This window comes from Lysinibacillus sp. UBA5990 (genome assembly GCF_002429815.1).
Taxonomy (GTDB): domain Bacteria; phylum Bacillota; class Bacilli; order Bacillales_A; family Planococcaceae; genus Lysinibacillus; species Lysinibacillus fusiformis.
This window is the reverse complement of record NZ_DJAY01000015.1, coordinates 529,591-546,514: the sequence shown is the minus strand read 5'-3', so window position 1 is coordinate 546,514 and position 16,924 is coordinate 529,591. Positions and strand designations below refer to the sequence as shown.

Genomic DNA, 16,924 nt, shown 5'->3' with positions numbered 1-16,924 from the left:
CATAATTAAGGGGGGGAAATATGGGGACGATTCGTAAAATTGTGGAGGGAGTTCAATTCCCAATGCTCACATTAGTCGCTGGACATAGTGGTACGTATCGAAGAGTTACTGGTATTAATGTTGTTGAAAGCAATGATTTAATCATGTTTTGTAGACCCAATGAATTAGTCGTCACAACAGGTATTAATTTAGATGCAAATGTAGATTCATTAGAACAACTTGTGAAACAAGCCTACGCCAAAAAAGTAGCTGGTTTTATTATTAATACAGGTCCATTCATTCCTGATATTCCAGAAGCCGTCATTTCATTTGCCAATCAATATGATTTCCCTATTTTTCAAATGCCATGGAATTATCGAATTGCCGATCTATTAAAAACGACCTTTCAGTTTATTGCCAACCACCATCAGGAGCTATCCATCGAAGAAAAGGTTCTGTTTAATTTATTATTCCATTACAAACAAAACGCTAACACCATGAAGGATCAATTAGCACAGCTCGGTTTTCCCCAAGGGAGAGAATTAGCCATCATTACTTGCACAACGGTCGGCACTCAAGCCTCCATTGATCGATATGAGGTATTGGTGCAGTTCGCTTTTCAAAATCGCTATCAACGCTTCTTAAAATTAAAACATAAAAACTACCTCATCTTTTTAATTGATAAAACACAGATCAACACACCCAATATACCCTTCTCAAAAATCGTTGAAGAAATCTATGAAAAAATTACGGTGAAAAATGGTTGCTTGGATATGATTATTGGAAAAGGTAACTACCACAAAGAGCTAGAAAATGTCCGTAAAAGCTATGATGAATCATTAACGGTCATTCATTTAGCTCAGCTCCACAACAATCGTTTTTTATATAAATATAAAGAAATAGGTGCCTATAAAATTATTATGGCTGTACAAAATCAATCACTCATGAAATCATTTAGCCAAGATATTCTTGGCCATCTCTACCACTATGATGATGTGCATAACACAGACTATGTACCATTTTTACGCATTTTCCTTGAGGAAAATGGTAGTACAAGTAGGATAAGTGAGCGTCAGTTTATTCATCGTAACACGGTACTTTATAAAATAAAAAAAATTGAAATGCTATTAGATATGGACTTGAGTAATCCTTTTACAAAGACAAATTTGTATATTGCCTTTTTAATAGAGGATGTTTTAACACATCAATAATAGGTTTATAGCAACTGAATTATCTGAATTTTCTATCACGAAATATTCCTTCTAAAACTCTTAAGGCATACATATAAAGTACAAATGGGGTCGACTTTGCATTTTTGTTGTCCACATCTGACTCAAGACGTATGCATGTTCAGCCATTACCTGTTTAGAAGGAGTGAATGTAGTGACCAATGTAACAAGACCAAATTGGCAAGTCAAAGATGAACAATTTGTTTGGCACTCCATGAAGCCATACAACCCAAAAGCAACGATGATTGTTCAATCTTCTAAGGGCGCATGGATTACTGACACTGAAGGAAAACGCTATTTAGATGCTATGGCGGGCTTATGGTGTGTAAATGTTGGCTATGGTCGAGAGGCAATTGCTAAAGTTGCCTATGATCAATTACTAGAAAATACGTATACACCGTTATCTGCCGGACATATCCCAGCCATTCAATTAAGCGAAAAGATTAGTGAACTTTTAGGAGATGACTATGTCGTCTTTTTCTCGAACAGTGGTTCTGAAGCAAATGAAGCTGCGTTCAAAATCGCTCGACAATATCATCAACAAAAAGGACATGTCAATCGAACAAAGATTATTTCTCGTTACCGCGCTTATCATGGGAGCTCAATGGGTGCCTTAGCGGCAACTGGACAAGCTCAGCGAAAATATAAATATGAGCCATTGGCACCTGGTTTTATTCATGTCACGCCACCAGACTCGTATCGTGCCAATGAAGACCATATTAAAAGTAAAGATCCATGTGCACTGCCATCTGTGCAAGCGATCGACCATGTCATGACCTGGGAAATGTCTGATTCTATTGCTGCTGTCATTATGGAGCCTATCATTACTGGCGGCGGAGTGATCATGCCACATGAGAATTACTTACAAGGGGTTAAAGCAGTTTGTGAAAAACATGGTGCTTTATTAATTGTGGATGAAGTGATTTGTGGCTTTGGGCGTACGGGCAAAGCTTTTGGTTTTCAAAACTACGGCATTCAGCCTGATATTGTGACAATGGCTAAAGGCTTAACAAGCGCTTATATGCCACTATCTGCTACTGCTGTTCGACGTGAAATTTATGAGGCTTTTGCAGGGAATGACGATTACGATTTCTTCCGCCATGTTAACACATTTGGTGGCTCGCCAGCCGCTTGTGCCGTGGCATTAAAAAATATAGAAATGTTGGAAGAGGAAAATTTATTTAACTATTCCGCTACGTTAGGCGATACCCTCCTTAAAACTTTACGAGAGCAATTAAAGGAACACCCATATGTGGGGGATATTCGTGGGAAAGGGCTTTTGATCGGTATAGAGCTTGTACAAGACAAAAAGAGCAAAGTCCCACTAGATGTCACACTAGTTAATCAAGTTATTGCGCAATGTAAGGAGCAGGGGCTAATTATTGGCAAGAACGGTGTAACTGTTGCAGGCTACAATAATGTTTTAACGCTATCTCCTCCACTAATCGTCTCCTCTGAGGAGATAGACTTCCTTGTGGAAAAATTCACGCAAACCTTACATGCTATAAAATTGTAGGAGGACAGCTCCATGGTAACGAATACGGATATTCAAGAATTAGGCCATTTTATTAATGGACAAACTGTTATAGGAAAAAGTGGACATTTTTCTGATGTATACAATCCAAGCACGGGTTCCGTCATTGCGCGGGTTCCCCTAGCAACAAAAGAAGAGGTAAAAGAAGCGATCAATGCTGCCAAAAAAGCATTCCCTACATGGCGTGCATTATCCGTTGGGAAAAGAGCAGAAATTATGCTCAAGTTTCGACAATTACTGACAGACAATATGGATGAGCTCATCGATATGATCTGTAAGGAAAGTGGCAAAACCAAAGAAGATGCAAAGGGCGAAATTACACGTGGTTTAGAATCGGTTGATTTAGCCATCAATGCCCCACACTTACTAAAAGGTGAGTATTCCGTTAATGTGGGTGGTCAAATTAATGCTTATTCTACAAAAGCACCATTAGGCGTAGTGGCTGCCATTTCACCATTTAACTTTCCTGTTATGGTCCCACTAGCTATTACAAGCATGGCTGTCGCTGTTGGAAACTGTGTAATTTTAAAGCCGTCCGAGCGTGTCCCTTGTTCTGCGCTATATATATCAGAGCTATGGACAAAGGCAGGCTTACCAGATGGCGTATGGACGGTCATTAACGGTGATAAAGATGCTGTCAATGAGCTATTATCCAACCCACTAATTGAAGCAGTTTCCTTTGTAGGGTCCACTCCTGTTGCAGAGACTATTTACGCCACGGCTTCTAAACATGGGAAACGTGTGACTGCGCTAGGCGGTGGGAAAAATAATATGGTTGTCATGCCAGACGCTGATTTAGAGCATGTCGCAAATGCCTTTTTAGGTGCAGCCTATGGTGCAGCTTCCCAACGTTGTATGGCCATTTCTACCATTATCCCTGTAGGGGAGGATACGGCGAATAAATTAGTCACAATACTAGCTGATAAAATTGCCAAATTAAAAGTGGGACCTTATACAGATTCCGACGTTGATTTTGGTCCAGTTATTACACAGCATTCAAAGGAAACGATTATTGGCTATATTGATCGTAGCTTACAGGAAGGCGCAACCATTGTTTGTGATGGACGACATCCGGAAATTGCGAAGCAATCACAAGGATTTTATCTAGGTCCTACGCTCCTCGATCATGTTAAACCAGGTATGGAAATTTATGAGCAGGAGGTTTTTGGGCCAGCCCGCAATATGGTTCGTGTGGATTCATTGGATGAAGCGATTGCCTTAATCAATGCCCATGAACTAGGTAATGGCGTGACAATCTTTACGAATGATGGTGCAGCTGCTCGTAAATTCACCACTGAAATTGAAGTAGGTATGGTTGGCGTGAACGTACCTATCCCCATTCCAGTAGGCTATCATAATTTTGGTGGCTGGAAACGCTCAAGATTTGGTGAGGGACATATGTTTGGACCAGATCAAGTACGCTTCTTTACAAAAACAAAGACCATTTCAGAAAAATGGATCACACAGGATCATGACACTACATCATCCTTTGCCTTCCCAAGCAATCAAGCATAAAGATAACTTGCGTAGTCATCGAATGGACTACGCGAGTTTTCCCCTATTTGAAAAAAACTGATGAACCAAATATGGCCACCAGTTTTTATCATAAGCTTACATATTGTCTTTCTTCTCCACTTTTTTCACTTCAGTTGTCTTCTTTACTTCAGTGAAATCCGCTTCTTCCCCAGCCTCCATGCCATAGCTAGGATTTCGATCGATACGCGTATAAGTATCTATGTCTTCCTCGTCTTCAAATCGCTTCACCAAAATTGGTAAAGTAATTAAACCAGCGATTCCGACTAGTGCGTAAATCCATCGCGATAAAACCGCTGTTTGCCCGCCAAATAAATAAGCCACTAAATCAAACCTAAAGAATCCAATGAGTCCCCAGTTGATTGCCCCTATAATGACTAACACTAATGCGATTCTATAGAGCACGCTCATGAGTACACCTCCTTTATCATTTTTACTCCTAGCTAATTTTTTTAGCAGAGAGGTGTCATAAGAAGCGATAAAATGATAAAGACTAGTCATTAAAACCGCCATATTGACGGTCTTATTTTTTGCAATAACCACTTTTTTATACAGGTCGAGGTGGCCAGATGGACTAGGTGTAATTAGCCTTTTTTGGTATTGCCCTTTAATTGATGAGATTGTTCATGTTGAAGAAGCCATTCTTTACGCCACATTCCACCACCATATCCAGTCAAAGATCCGTTAGAACCAATAATTCGATGACAAGGAACGACGATACTAATATTATTTTTACCATTGGCACTACCAACTGCTCTCACTGCCTTCTCATTGTGAATAGCCACAGCAATATCTTTATAGGAAGCTGTTTCACCGTAGCCTACGCTAGGTAAAGCATGCCAAACGGCTTGTTGGAAGTCTGTCCCTTTAAAAACATAGGGAAAAGAAAACTCATGTCGTTCCCCAATAAAATATTCATGTATTTGCTTTGCACATTCTAGGAGCACTGCAGGTGTGTCTTGTTGAGGAACATGGATGAGCTCTTCTCGTTCTGCAAAATTAATGCCAGCAATTGCTTCTTCATGTCCTTCGATTTCAATGATGCCAATCGGTGATTGATAATCTAATTTAAACTGTTTCATATAGTGACCTCCATAAGTAAAAGGTGGCATAAGCCTGCCATCCTTGCCAATGTTGCGAATAGTGGGTAATTTCCTCAATCGTAGGTTTTCGTTCTAAACCTAATTGCATTTTTAGAGCATTATGTAGACCCACATCTGCTATTGGAAACGCGGATAGCTCTTGTAAAGATTTCATTAGCACATAATCGGCCGTCCATGCCCCAATGCCCCGAATAGCCATTAAACTTTTTTTCATGTCCTCGTAATCCCTTTTTTGGCGCAGCATTTCCTTTGTCAATTGGCCGCTCGCTATACATTTCGCAATATCAATGATGTACTCTGATTTTCTTTGCGTAAACTGAAGGTTCCTTAAATCCTCCACTTGAATAGTAGCTATTTTTTCAGGTGTTGGAAATAACCAGTGGCTTTCCCCTTCAAAGGTAACACTGTCTCCAAATTGTTCAACGAAGCGCTTTTTAAGTGTATAGGCAAACGTTAAATTAATTTGCTGTCCAATAATAGCCCACACGAGAGCCTCGAATAAGTCAGGTATTCCCAATAAACGTAATCCTCTATATTTTTCTGTCAGTGGCTGTAAAATGTTATCCTTATTAGCCATCTGATAAAAACAAGCCAACTCAGTTTCTAAATCAAACCATTTTGTAAGATAATGGACAATTCTTTCTCTTTCGTTGAGTGATGGCTGATTCATCGGAAATTCTACTTTCATTTTATAAGCTTGCTCACTTATTCTACATAAAATTAGCTGATCCTGTATTTTTAGTAATTTAAAGAGATCATCCTCTTTTATTTGATGGAGAATTTCTTGATTGGAGCGCTTTAAAAACATCCAACATTCTGAAAAACTAAATTCCGTTGGAGGTTCGATTTCTAAATAATCAGCTTGATTTATCCAGTTCATAGCCTACCTCCTTTTTATGAAAGATTTCGATATTGTGTAGGCGAGCAATTTTTTAATCGTCGAAACACTTTATAGAAGTTAGATGGACTTTGAAACCCAGCTTCATAGCAAATTTCCAAATTTGTATTGTTTGTATGTTTTAATAGGTGGGCCGCCTTATCAATTCTTATTTTTTCAAGATAGGATCGAGGGGTCTCCGCTGTCACTTGTTTAAATAGTCGCTCAAGATGGAAAGGACTAATACCAACATGCTCTGCCATATCCTGCAAGGTTACCTTTTGTTTATACGCACTAATGATAAAAGCCGTTACCTGTTGAATCAATTGTATATGTGGTGAACATTCAATTTCAGGCTGACATCGTTTACAAGCACGATAGCCCGCTGTCTCGACTTCTTGAATAGATTCATAAAAATCAACATTCATCTTTTTTGGCTTTCTTGATTTACAGGAAGGACGGCAATAAATTTTAGTCGTTTTAACCGCCGTATAAAATAGCCCATCATAGGTTTGATCACAGTCTATAATCTTTTCCCACTTCTCCTCAAAGGATAAATTGATTGCATTGTCCACGAATAGCTCACCTCATTTTCATAGATTACACATATAAAGAAGAAGTATCTTGATCTTTTACTAATTGTGCAGCATGCTCTGTCAAATAGGCAATGATTTTATCTGAAAGTGCATTACCAAAACTTATCCGTCTTACCCCTAATTCTTTTAATGTTTGGCAATTTGTTATGCCTGGTAAAGAAAGTAGATTAATCGGTGCATCCACATTTCTTGTGATAGCTCTTATTTCATCCATAACTGTTAAGCCTGGGATAAAAACACCACTCGCTCCGCTCTCGACATAAGCCATTGCTCTAGTCATCGTTTCTTGATATGGCTGCTCAACTTGAAAATACGTATCTGTTCTAGCATTAATAAAAAAATTTTGAAAACCACGATTATCTAACATAGACCTCATATTTGTAAGTAAATGACAGTGTTCAGTAAGACTTCTTAAGCCTACTTGATGTTTGACTGAATCTTCAATATTAATTCCGGCTACTCAAACATCTGCCGTCCTTAACACATTGTCGATAATGCTTTGTTTATCATGACCATATCCCGCTTCAATATCCGCTGATACTGGGATATTTACTTGTTCTGCGATCGCTTGAATAATTGCCAAATGACGCTGAAAATCAATCAGTTCACCGTCTGCATAGCCAAGTGAATTCGCAATCCCCCAGCTAGTTGTACCAATCGCCTGAAAACCTGCTTTTTCTAATATGAGCGCTGATAACACATCCCAAGCATTCCCTAAAAATAAAAGCTCCTGCGAGAAATGTAAATCATTGAATTTCTGAATGTTTGACATATTGAAAGCCTCCCTATCTTTTACTAGACCCCATATTATCAGGAAGTTCCCATTTATTTCGTCCTCAATCTTGCTGTTATAGTCTATAATAAGGAGGTTGAATTAACTTAAATTTCTAAAAAGAGAAAACTAAACAAATGTTGTAGCTATTCAATTTAACGATAGAATGGAGCAATGAATTTTTGATGAAAAACAAAAAGATCAGAAAAACGCTGTTATTGATTTGTTTTACCCTCTCTTTGATCATCCTTATACCACCTGTTAGTGCAATGAACCCAACAGATGAGCTAGTAGACCCTCTAAAATTAGGCGAACATTATGAAATTTTTCGAGATACATCCAAAAAGGTCCCCATTGAAGCTATATTGAACGGCACTTATGACCATCTCTTTGTGGCTAGCAATCAACCCTATCCATTCTTTTGGCATACTCAAGATACCATTTGGTTGCGCTTATCTATGGACAAGATATCATTAGATAAAGAGGAACCCTATTGGCTAGAGGAGACAGATAAATTAGATAGCATTGAGTTGTTCTCGGTAAAAGCGGATGGCTCATATGATGTGCAACGAAGAGGCATTGCTAATCTAGGGGAACAATCTCTTCCATCTCGTTCTAATTTATTTCACATCCAAGACCCTTCTACTCAAGAAATTTTTATTAAGTTAGATGGGGCATTACCACTAAGTATTACCTCCTATTTATATACGGAATTAAGTTTTACAAATAAGATTAGTGAATATAAAAATTTTTAACTGGCATTTTCTATGGTTTTTTATCAGCTTTATTAATTTATAATTTATTTTTATTTTTTCATTGAAGGATAAAGCTTACTTTTTCTATGTTTTATATATGTTAAGCTTTATTTTCTATCAAGCAACATTAAATTCATTAGACATAGAGTTATTGGGCAATTGGCTGTCGGAGGAATTTTTTATTAAATCTTTAACAATTACTGGCAATCTACTGCTTTTATTTATGCTTCTATTTTGTCTTCAGTTTTTGGAGTTAAAAAAATTTCTACCGTCATTCCATAAAATCGGAAAACTACTTTTATGGATTACCATCAGTTCATTAATGGCATCTTTTATTCTTCCTGACGTTGCATTTATCAATAATTTCACAACTTGCGGTAGTAGTCTTTATCTTTCTATGGCTTTCTGGCATTTTCGTTTTCAAAAAAGGTCAAAAGATGGCTCGATACTATATCATTGGGTGTACAGTTTTGCTAAGCTCCATCATTGTACAAGCGTTGGCCTTTTTAAGTATAATTCCATTCCATCCACGAATTTTTGAGGAAGTACCAACCATTGGTGCTATTTTTGAATCCATTTTTTTATCTTTAGCATTGGGTGATAAAATCAACATTATTAAAAAAGAACATCAACTCATGCAAGAAACATTAAATGAAACATTAGAATATAAAGTTCAGGAACGGACAAAAGAGCTTGAATCAGCCAAGCTTGAGCTTGAAGCATTAGCAACTACAGACCGTCTCACTCAAATACCAAATCGTGTACGCTTAGATGACGTATTAGAAAAAGAATTTGAGCAAGCTACAGGAAATGGCACACCACTATCGATTATATTGTTAGATATTGATCATTTTAAAGCTGTGAATGATGAATTTGGACATCAAGTGGGTGATCTTGTGTTACGTCATGCAGCAGACCTTTTGAAAAATCATGTACGAGTAGAAGACATCGTGGGTAGATGGGGTGGAGAGGAGTTTTTTAGTTATTTGTCCACACACTCGCTTAATGGATGCTGTGCAACTGTCTGAAAATCTACGACAGCAGCTTGAACAACATTCATTTCCAGTTGTTCATCAAAAAACGAGTAGCTTTGGTGTGACAAGCTTTGTCACCGGCGATACCATTCATTCCTTATTATCAAGATGTGATAAAGCTTTATATCAGGCAAAGGAACATGGTAGAAACCTTGTGGAATTTTTACAAAACGATATCAATTCAGAGACTAATAAAAAGGCGTCCATCCTATTGTGATACCTCTTTACGAATAAAGATGACTTTGGCTCATACCAAAGTCATCTTTTACTTCATTAGAAGACATTCTGTTATTTCTTTTTGAAGCTAAATTAAGTAAGCACCTGTTCCTTCGCAAGCTTTCTTTGCAATGCAATCTCCTTACGTTTTTCTTTCGTCACACGTTGCCAAATAACTACTGTAACGAATCCGATAATAGCTAAACCTAATAAAATACCGAAGAATACTTTATAGCCTGCTGTGCCACCCCAATAATCTAAACAAGCGCCTGCAATAATCGGCATAAAGATTTCCCCACTATAGCCAATAATCATTAGTGGCATGGATACTGTTCCTGTTGATTCAACCGGATAATCTCCTTCTACTAAAATAGCAAAATGCATCGCCTGCAGAGCATACATAGATGTATAAATAATCCCTATAAATATTAAAAGCATCAGGATAAAGGAAGCTTTGCCTGGTAATAAGATGAGTCCCACTAAGCCTAATGCTAATAATATATAGCCGATTAACACCATATTAGATACACCTATCCTGTCACCAATAATGCCCGCACTAAAACTGCCGATTGGTCGACAATACTGAGAGAAGTAGCCTAAAGCCGCAGCAATCAACGTAGAGGCACCAAATGCAGCTGTTGCATAAGGTGTGATGTAATAATAGCTAATAATCATCGCATAAGACGTAAAAATAAGAATAGTTGCAAGCCAAGTTGTTGGCATCTTTAACACTTTCCAAAGGACGGCCCAATCAAATGATTTACTACCATCGTTGTCCTCACGACTAACAGTCCCTTGATCGGGGTCTTTATAAAGCATCATAATCATGAAACCTAACAAAAGACAAATGACAGAATACACCGTAATAACCGCTGAGAGCGCCATTTTATCACTCATATGCTTCGCAAAAAAAGCAAATATCCCTAAAATCACAGCAGATTGAATGATGTTGGTTACGCCGCGGCCACCTTCAAAAAATCCAAAAGCTTTTCCTTGTTCATTTTCAGAACCTAAAGAACGTACTGCTTTTACTAATGCTCCCCAAAACGTCATAATGGACGTAATTCCCCATGCAGCATGGATGAGGAGAAGCACTGGATATGGTGGATAGAGTAATAATGTAAAACCTAATAACCCAGTGGCCACTAGAGAAATAGTTAATAAATATTTCGTTTTCCAACGATCTGCACAAAATCCTCCAAAAATATAGGAAATTAAACAACAAACACCATACGCACTACCAAGTGTCCCCATTTGAGTATTCGTCAAATGAAATGCATCGAGAAAGACATCATAATAGTAATTTCTAAAATAAGGTAATGCGTAAATTAATGCACCTGAAACAGCTAAAATAACTAAAGTAGCTGTATTCTTTTTTAACTTAGCTTCCATATGTTTACCCCTTATATGTTATTTACAAGCCATGACGTTTAATTTTTTGATCCCATTCCTTATGGAAGACCTGTTTATCATTTTCTTTGATCGCCATTTCCCCAACTATTTGGAAGTTTTCTAGAGTAGAAGTTTTAGTAACTGTAATATCAGCATCAATCCACCAACCCTCACGACCTATTTTCATTTTTTGATAGATTGTATACTGAGCTGACAATGGATCAGCATTCGTTAAGGTTAATTCTCGTTTTAAATTATGTTCTACCGTGACATCAATATCATCAAAGCGATAGATCCCTTCGCCAAAAACGCCTCCAACTCCATCTGTAATACATGTCCATGTATCTGTTAAAATATCGTATGAAATAGAACGATCCACTCTTCCTTCTTGGAGCGTTGTTATAGGTGTTAATGGTGCACTTTCAGGATTCATATTGGGTCCAGCTATTTGTTGTCCATGGTAGGTTGGCAATGTGAAAGTAGCTGTTTCAAGATTTAATGTCAATGTAGCATCTTCTGGCATCGGCCAAAACATAGGCCAAAATGTTGTGGCTAATGATAAGCGTAAACGGTGCCCTGCTTTAAATTGATGTCCGCAGCAATCTAATTGCACAAAGGCTTTCACTTTTTCACCAGGAGTTAACAGTTCTACATGGTCATGACCATTCAAATGTGTTAAATTCATCACCCCATAGGATACACGAGTAACAGCTCCATTTGGTGCTACGTCTGACAACTGCGCAAATAGCATTGCATGTGGTTTATCACTCATTAATTCCACTTCAAACTTCGGATAACCCACAATCTCTAGTGGATTCTCTAGCATGTCCGTTTCAAAAACCATAGCCATTCCATCATCAACTCGTTGATCTGCTGGACTTTCGCCAAGTACTCCAGCACCCATCCATTCTCCCGATAATAGACCGTGATTTTGTGGTGTTTTTAATTGCACCTGTTCTGGTTGATCACTACGTTGCTCTACCAATTTTCCATGTGTCAGTTGATACGCCTTCGTTTGTACCTCTTCTGCTGTTGGCCATGATTCCAGTCCAACCCAATAGCCATGGCTAACTGGTTTCTTAACACAAGGTTCCATGCTTTCTTCAACCCAAACATTCACCATTGGTCCATCCATTACATCGTTGTCAATTCCTTTTAACCAATGATCCCACCATTTCACGGCCTCTTGTAAAAAGCCCATTGCTGGACCGGGAACTCCATCATGTGGGTAAACATGTGCCCATGGGCCAATAATGCCTTTTCTAGGAACAGAAAGCCCTTCCATTAAACTTAAGACTGTGTTCGTATAGGAATCTTCCCAACCATCTAGTGCAAAAACAGGGATTTCGATGTCATCATAATTCTCACAAACTGAACCATGCTTCCAGTAGTCATCTCTTGTTTGATGCTCCATCCACTGTGCCATCCATAAAGGCATATTTTCTAAGCGTTCCATCCATTTCTCACGCCAGCTATCGCCAACAATGTGAGGATCAATCGGACGGAGCTGATACGCTAACATAATAGCGCCCCACCAGAAGTTATCATTTAATAAACAACCACCCTTATAGTGAATGTCATTGTTATAGCGATCATCCGTGAAGCCTACTGTAATAATCGCCTTTAATTCCTTGGGTCTGCGAGCAGCTACTTGTAGAGAATTAAATCCGCCCCATGATTTCCCCATCATCCCGATATTGCCATCACACCAGCTTTGATTAGCGATCCATTCGATTACTTCAAGCGCATCATCCTGCTCTTGCTTTAAATACTCATCTTTTAATAAGCCATCTGACTCACCAGAACCTCGCATATCTACTCGGACAACAGCATAGCCATGTCCCGCAAAATACCCGTGCATAGGCTCATCTCTCGCTCTCGTGCCATCTGTTTTACGATAAGGAATATACTCCAGAATAGCCGGTACTTTTCGTCCTGCCTCCACAGTCGGTAACCAAATTCGACTAGAAAGCTTTGTGCCGTCTGCTAATTCAATCCATGTGTTTTCAATCGTTTCATATGTACACTCAAACTGTGTCACAATTTTTTTACTCATTGAATACATCCTCCCCTTGTGTTTAAACTCTTTGTTCTTGCATCCACTTCGTCTAATTATTCAGAATCGTAATTATTTAGTAATCATGATTATAAAATAATTGTGATTAGTATATCATCTGAAAATCCAATGTACAACACTGAAAATGCTAAAAGCTAATGCTATAATGGGAGATGGAAATAGAAATTGTTATGCTATAATAAGTTTAAACTAGCTTGCAAGTGGTAAATATATGAATTTAACTAATAATTTTACATGACCATTGTACGTCGGGGGGATATTACTTTGAAAAAAAAGGAAATACAAAGGAGTCGTATGTGGAAATACTTTGTAGACGCCACAGCGGAAATTATCGAAGAAGAAGGAATGGAAAATGTCACGATTAGAAAGGTTGCCGATAAGGCTGGTTATAACAGTGCAACCATTTACAATTATTTTTCAGAAATCTCTCATCTCCTCTTTTTTGCATCGATGAGGTGCATGCAAGACTATACAAACGAAGTTGCTCGTTACATAGAAAGAGGCAAGGACCCTATTGATAAATATTTATTAGCTTGGGAATGTTTTTGCCAATACTCCTTCAAACAGCCACAAATTTTTCATGCCGTCTTTATTATGGATTTAGGGGAAACACCAGAAAAACTATTGGAAAATTATTATAACTTTTACCCTAATGATTTAATTAATATTCCTGAAGATTTAAAGACTATACTGTTTCAGCACAGCCTGACAAAACGGGGGCGTTCTATGTTAGAGATCGCTTTAAAAGAAGGCTATTTAACCGAGGGTAATGTGGATGCCATTAATGAAATCACACTCTTAATTTGGCAAGGTATGTTTACTAACCTTTTAAATAATCGAAAAAGCTATGATGCCCAACAAGCAACAGAAATCGTTATGAGCTATATTACTAAGATTGTTCGAAATGCCAATCTTTTTGATGAGGAACATAACAACAAACAGTTATAAATGTATTGGCAACCACTTAAAAACCCCTTTTAGCTCATGCTAAAAGGGGTAATTTCTTTCTATTTTTGCCAATGATTCAGTTCTTTTAATAATTCGGGTAGCTGCAATTTCTTTACATCGATTGGCGGTAGTGCTTTAATAAATTCTTTCCCATAGGATTTGCTAGTTATTCGACGGTCCAGGACGATAAATGCGCCTTTATCCTGAGAGGAACGAATTAAGCGACCAAAGCCTTGCTTAAAGCGCATAATAGCCTCAGGCAATGACAACTCTGTGAAGGAATTGCGTCCTTGCGCTGTAAGATGCTTAGCTCTTGCCTTAAAGACAGGCTCTTCTGGTGAAGAGAATGGCAGCCGTACAACGATAACAGAGGCAAGAGCATCTCCAGGAACATCGACACCCTCCCAGAAACTGTTTGTTCCAAAAAGAACAGCATGGCTAAATTTTTGAAATGATTTCAGAATACGCATACGGCTACCACCTGTAACACCTTGCGCAAAAAGCATATAATCATCTAAAAGTTCACTATCTTGAATGAGCTCGACTGTTTTCCGCAACATATCCTGAGCTGTGAAGAGCACAAAGCAACGACCTTCCGTCATTCTAACAGTTCTCGTAATCGCATGAGCAACTGCCTCAATGTACTCTTCTTGGCTGACATGCTGAATGTCTGGCATATCCGTGACAATAAATGCTTTTGCACCAGCGTAATAGGCTGGCGGTGCCTGTAGTTTTATCACTTCAACGCTATCAGAAACTCCTAATTGTCGTGTAACAAAACGCTCATTGCCTGGTACCGTTAATGTACCTGATGTCCATACAATGCTCGCTTGCTTGCGAAGAGGTGCTAGCACTTGTTCAATAATCGGTGTTACATTGGCTGGCTTCTTAAAAACATGTAAACTGCCAGGGACACTTCGAACATCAAATTCTAGCCAAACCGAACTTCCATCGTGCGATGACAGGAAAATCTCTTCCCACTCCGCAATTTTAATTTTCACTTCTCGAATCCAATAATGCCATTCAGATAAAACATACATATCATTTTTATCTAATTGCTCAATATTATTTTCAAATCCTTGAGCTGCTTCAGTCGCAAGATCAAGCCATTGCTGCGTTAATTTGCTAACTTGTAAAAATGACTCTTTGGCAAGCGTTACATCCTCTATAAATAAGGTACACTTACTACTAGCTCGCTTGCCTTTCATATGGCGTTGCATGATTTGAACAGCTCGTTGAATGGTCTCATCAAATGCACGCTGTAACCGTATAAATTGAGCATCCAGTCGCTGTAAACTTTGCATGGATACTCGTTGTTTCTTCTTCGCCGCTTCACAAAAAAGTTGATAAAGTGCTGTGTCTTCCATTGTGCCAATTTGACCAAAAATATATTTCCATTGCGTATAGGAGAAGACAATTTCATCCTGTTGCATCGCAGCCTGAATAAATTGATGTGCCTCATCAATTATCCAGCCATCTATTTGTGTAAATATCGGCGTTTGACGAACTAAATCACTTAAAACCATAGCATGATTTGTCACTATACAGTCAGCAAATGCACTGTTCTTTAAAGCTTGTTCATAGAAATCAAAGCCTTTAGATGGTTGGTCATTTGGTATTTTACGGATTTTCTCTAAAAACAGTTGTCCCCCACCTGAAACATTCAGCTCACTTAACACACCCGTCTCTGTTTTCGTCAGCCAAACGAGAATCTGTAAAATAGAAAAAGTATCATCATAGGATTCGTCAGCATATGCCATACATTGTTCAAAACGATCTAGATCAATATAATGCTGCATCCCCTTGAGTACACAAATGTTTACCTTTGTCCCCAAGATTTTTTCTATCTTTGGTAACTCCTCCTCTACAAGCTGTTCTTGCAGATAGGATGTATAGGTACTGATCGCTATTTTTTTATGGACAGTACGAGCATATACAATGGCTGGCAGTAAATAACCAGCCGTTTTGCCAATACCCGTAGAAGCTTCAATTACACATTCCTTTTGTTCATGTAGTGCTTGCCAAATCGTATCCATCATTTTGAATTGTGCTGGACGTTCCTCAAAATTGGGGAGGGCCTTCGTCATTAATGCCGTTTTATCAGCCACTGTTTGCGGATAATCAATCGTCTCTGATGCATGATCATGTTTATTACGACCATTACAAATTGCAAAATTCCGGTAATAATGCACATTCTCATAGCTTGTTTTATGTTGACGTTTTATTTGCAAAGCCTCGAAAAAAAGCTGAGAAATATTCGATTTTAAGCGAAACGAACGCTTATGCATTTGTTCTAATGTTAGTTGAGGAAGATTTAAAAGCTCTTTCCAACAACATTTGAACAGCTCTGCCGTAGCACGAGCATCGTCGTCCGCTCGATGTGCATTGGCCAACTCTATATTTAAATCCGCCGCCAAATCTCCTAGCTTAAAGCCAAGTGACATCGGAAACAAAATTTTTGCCAGCTCTACAGTATCCATTTTTTTACCTTGCCACTTTGGAAGGCCTGCCCGTTTAAACTCCGCCTGTAAAAATGATAAGTCAAAATCGGCATTATGGGCTACAAACACACAATCAGCCAGTAGCTCATATATGTAATCCGCATGTTCCTCAAAAGGGTATGAATCCTTAACATCCTCATTCGTTATATGCGTTAAATCTTGAATGAAAGATGGAATGGCTTTTCCCGGGTTAATAAATTTCGTATAAGTACGCTCAATTTCCCAATCCTTCATAATAACAATGGCAATTTGAATCATCCGGTCCCCATTTGCTGGTGAATGACCCGTTGTCTCCAAATCCACAATGGCATATTTTTGACTTTCCATCATACATCTCAACTCACAGTTCACATTAGATAAGAAGAATTTTATCATATA

The 16,924-nt window shown here is 38.4% G+C and carries 14 protein-coding genes and 2 pseudogenes; 8 read left to right on the top strand and 8 right to left on the bottom strand.

The features are described from left to right. The first annotated feature begins 20 nt into the window (after positions 1-20). The 3 genes from B3D94_RS15185 (at position 21) to B3D94_RS15175 (ending at position 4,257) form a co-directional block, all read left to right on the top strand. On the top strand, positions 21-1,190 hold the full coding sequence (locus B3D94_RS15185) for a PucR family transcriptional regulator (protein WP_069480702.1): 1,170 nt from the start codon (positions 21-23) through the stop codon (positions 1,188-1,190). 172 nt (positions 1,191-1,362) lie between these two features. Beyond that, positions 1,363-2,724 (top strand): aspartate aminotransferase family protein, encoded by a 1,362-nt coding sequence (locus tag B3D94_RS15180; RefSeq protein WP_291758123.1) that lies wholly within the window; start codon positions 1,363-1,365, stop codon positions 2,722-2,724. Between the two features lie 12 nt (positions 2,725-2,736). After that, positions 2,737-4,257 (top strand): CoA-acylating methylmalonate-semialdehyde dehydrogenase, encoded by a 1,521-nt coding sequence (locus B3D94_RS15175; protein ID WP_291758121.1) that lies wholly within the window; start codon positions 2,737-2,739, stop codon positions 4,255-4,257. A 96-nt stretch (positions 4,258-4,353) separates the two neighbouring features. Here the strand turns inward: B3D94_RS15175 and B3D94_RS15170 are convergent, their stop codons facing one another. From B3D94_RS15170 to B3D94_RS15150, 5 genes and pseudogenes are all read right to left on the bottom strand, one after another. Next, complete coding sequence (locus B3D94_RS15170) at positions 4,354-4,686, bottom strand: DUF378 domain-containing protein (protein ID WP_036124637.1); 333 nt, start codon at positions 4,684-4,686, stop codon at positions 4,354-4,356. A 173-nt stretch (positions 4,687-4,859) separates the two neighbouring features. Beyond that, a complete protein-coding gene (locus B3D94_RS15165; protein WP_069480699.1) occupies positions 4,860-5,357 on the bottom strand; it encodes a methylated-DNA--[protein]-cysteine S-methyltransferase in 498 nt (165 codons plus the stop codon). Further along, a complete protein-coding gene (locus tag B3D94_RS15160) occupies positions 5,344-6,258 on the bottom strand; it encodes a DNA-3-methyladenine glycosylase family protein (RefSeq protein WP_291758118.1) in 915 nt (304 codons plus the stop codon). Before B3D94_RS15160 ends, B3D94_RS15165 begins: the two co-directional genes overlap by 14 nt. Before the next feature lie 14 nt (positions 6,259-6,272). Beyond that, positions 6,273-6,830 carry a bifunctional transcriptional activator/DNA repair enzyme AdaA gene (locus B3D94_RS15155; protein WP_069480697.1) on the bottom strand — a complete coding sequence of 186 codons (558 nt, stop codon included), beginning with the start codon at positions 6,828-6,830 and terminating at the stop codon, positions 6,273-6,275. Between the two features lie 25 nt (positions 6,831-6,855). Beyond that, positions 6,856-7,623 (bottom strand): annotated as a pseudogene (locus tag B3D94_RS15150) (isocitrate lyase/PEP mutase family protein). A 185-nt stretch (positions 7,624-7,808) separates the two neighbouring features. Between B3D94_RS15150 and B3D94_RS15145 the strand changes: the two are divergent. The 4 genes and pseudogenes from B3D94_RS15145 to B3D94_RS15130 all read left to right on the top strand — a co-directional run bounded on the left by B3D94_RS15145 (position 7,809) and on the right by B3D94_RS15130 (position 9,629). After that, positions 7,809-8,378, top strand: a complete 570-nt coding sequence (locus B3D94_RS15145; RefSeq protein WP_291758115.1) for a 7TMR-DISMED2 domain-containing protein — start codon at positions 7,809-7,811, stop codon at positions 8,376-8,378. Positions 8,379-8,475: 97 nt separating this feature from the next. Next, positions 8,476-8,923 (top strand): annotated as a pseudogene (locus tag B3D94_RS23040) (7TM diverse intracellular signaling domain-containing protein); the annotation flags it as partial. A gap of 90 nt (positions 8,924-9,013) precedes the next feature. Further along, on the top strand, positions 9,014-9,406 hold the full coding sequence (locus B3D94_RS23035) for a GGDEF domain-containing protein (RefSeq protein ID WP_414674009.1): 393 nt from the start codon (positions 9,014-9,016) through the stop codon (positions 9,404-9,406). Then, positions 9,393-9,629 carry a GGDEF domain-containing protein gene (locus tag B3D94_RS15130; protein ID WP_291758110.1) on the top strand — a complete coding sequence of 79 codons (237 nt, stop codon included), beginning with the start codon at positions 9,393-9,395 and terminating at the stop codon, positions 9,627-9,629. The genes B3D94_RS23035 and B3D94_RS15130 overlap by 14 nt, the downstream gene beginning before the upstream one ends. A gap of 92 nt (positions 9,630-9,721) precedes the next feature. Here B3D94_RS15130 and B3D94_RS15125 read toward each other — a convergent pair whose 3' ends face one another. Together B3D94_RS15125 and B3D94_RS15120 are read right to left on the bottom strand one after the other, a co-directional pair. Beyond that, positions 9,722-11,020 carry an MFS transporter gene (locus tag B3D94_RS15125; RefSeq protein ID WP_258268174.1) on the bottom strand — a complete coding sequence of 433 codons (1,299 nt, stop codon included), beginning with the start codon at positions 11,018-11,020 and terminating at the stop codon, positions 9,722-9,724. A gap of 22 nt (positions 11,021-11,042) precedes the next feature. Further along, positions 11,043-13,076, bottom strand: coding sequence for a CocE/NonD family hydrolase (locus B3D94_RS15120; RefSeq protein ID WP_069480694.1), 2,034 nt, complete (start codon positions 13,074-13,076; stop codon positions 11,043-11,045). A gap of 255 nt (positions 13,077-13,331) precedes the next feature. On the opposite strand from B3D94_RS15120, the gene B3D94_RS15115 reads away from it, so the two are divergent. Continuing rightward, complete coding sequence (locus tag B3D94_RS15115) at positions 13,332-14,045, top strand: TetR/AcrR family transcriptional regulator (protein ID WP_069480693.1); 714 nt, start codon at positions 13,332-13,334, stop codon at positions 14,043-14,045. A gap of 59 nt (positions 14,046-14,104) precedes the next feature. On the opposite strand, the gene dinG is transcribed toward B3D94_RS15115, so the two are convergent. Continuing rightward, a complete protein-coding gene (gene dinG / locus B3D94_RS15110) occupies positions 14,105-16,876 on the bottom strand; it encodes an ATP-dependent DNA helicase DinG (protein ID WP_069480692.1) in 2,772 nt (923 codons plus the stop codon). Positions 16,877-16,924: the final 48 nt, after the last annotated feature.

Excerpts from the sequence above, each read along its gene's own strand:
- dinG (WP_069480692.1), bottom strand. The coding sequence starts at position 16,876 with ATGATGGAAAGTCAAAAATATGCCATTGTGGATTTGGAGACAACGGGT.
- B3D94_RS15145 (WP_291758115.1), top strand. The coding sequence starts at position 7,809 with ATGAAAAACAAAAAGATCAGAAAAACGCTGTTATTGATTTGTTTTACC.
- B3D94_RS23035 (WP_414674009.1), top strand. The coding sequence starts at position 9,014 with ATGCAAGAAACATTAAATGAAACATTAGAATATAAAGTTCAGGAACGG.
- B3D94_RS15115 (WP_069480693.1), top strand. The coding sequence starts at position 13,332 with ATGACCATTGTACGTCGGGGGGATATTACTTTGAAAAAAAAGGAAATA.
- B3D94_RS15175 (WP_291758121.1), top strand. The coding sequence starts at position 2,737 with ATGGTAACGAATACGGATATTCAAGAATTAGGCCATTTTATTAATGGA.
- B3D94_RS15120 (WP_069480694.1), bottom strand. The coding sequence starts at position 13,076 with ATGAGTAAAAAAATTGTGACACAGTTTGAGTGTACATATGAAACGATT.
- B3D94_RS15185 (WP_069480702.1), top strand. The coding sequence starts at position 21 with ATGGGGACGATTCGTAAAATTGTGGAGGGAGTTCAATTCCCAATGCTC.
- B3D94_RS15170 (WP_036124637.1), bottom strand. The coding sequence starts at position 4,686 with ATGAGCGTGCTCTATAGAATCGCATTAGTGTTAGTCATTATAGGGGCA.
- B3D94_RS15165 (WP_069480699.1), bottom strand. The coding sequence starts at position 5,357 with ATGAAACAGTTTAAATTAGATTATCAATCACCGATTGGCATCATTGAA.
- B3D94_RS15125 (WP_258268174.1), bottom strand. The coding sequence starts at position 11,020 with ATGGAAGCTAAGTTAAAAAAGAATACAGCTACTTTAGTTATTTTAGCT.
- B3D94_RS15160 (WP_291758118.1), bottom strand. The coding sequence starts at position 6,258 with ATGAACTGGATAAATCAAGCTGATTATTTAGAAATCGAACCTCCAACG.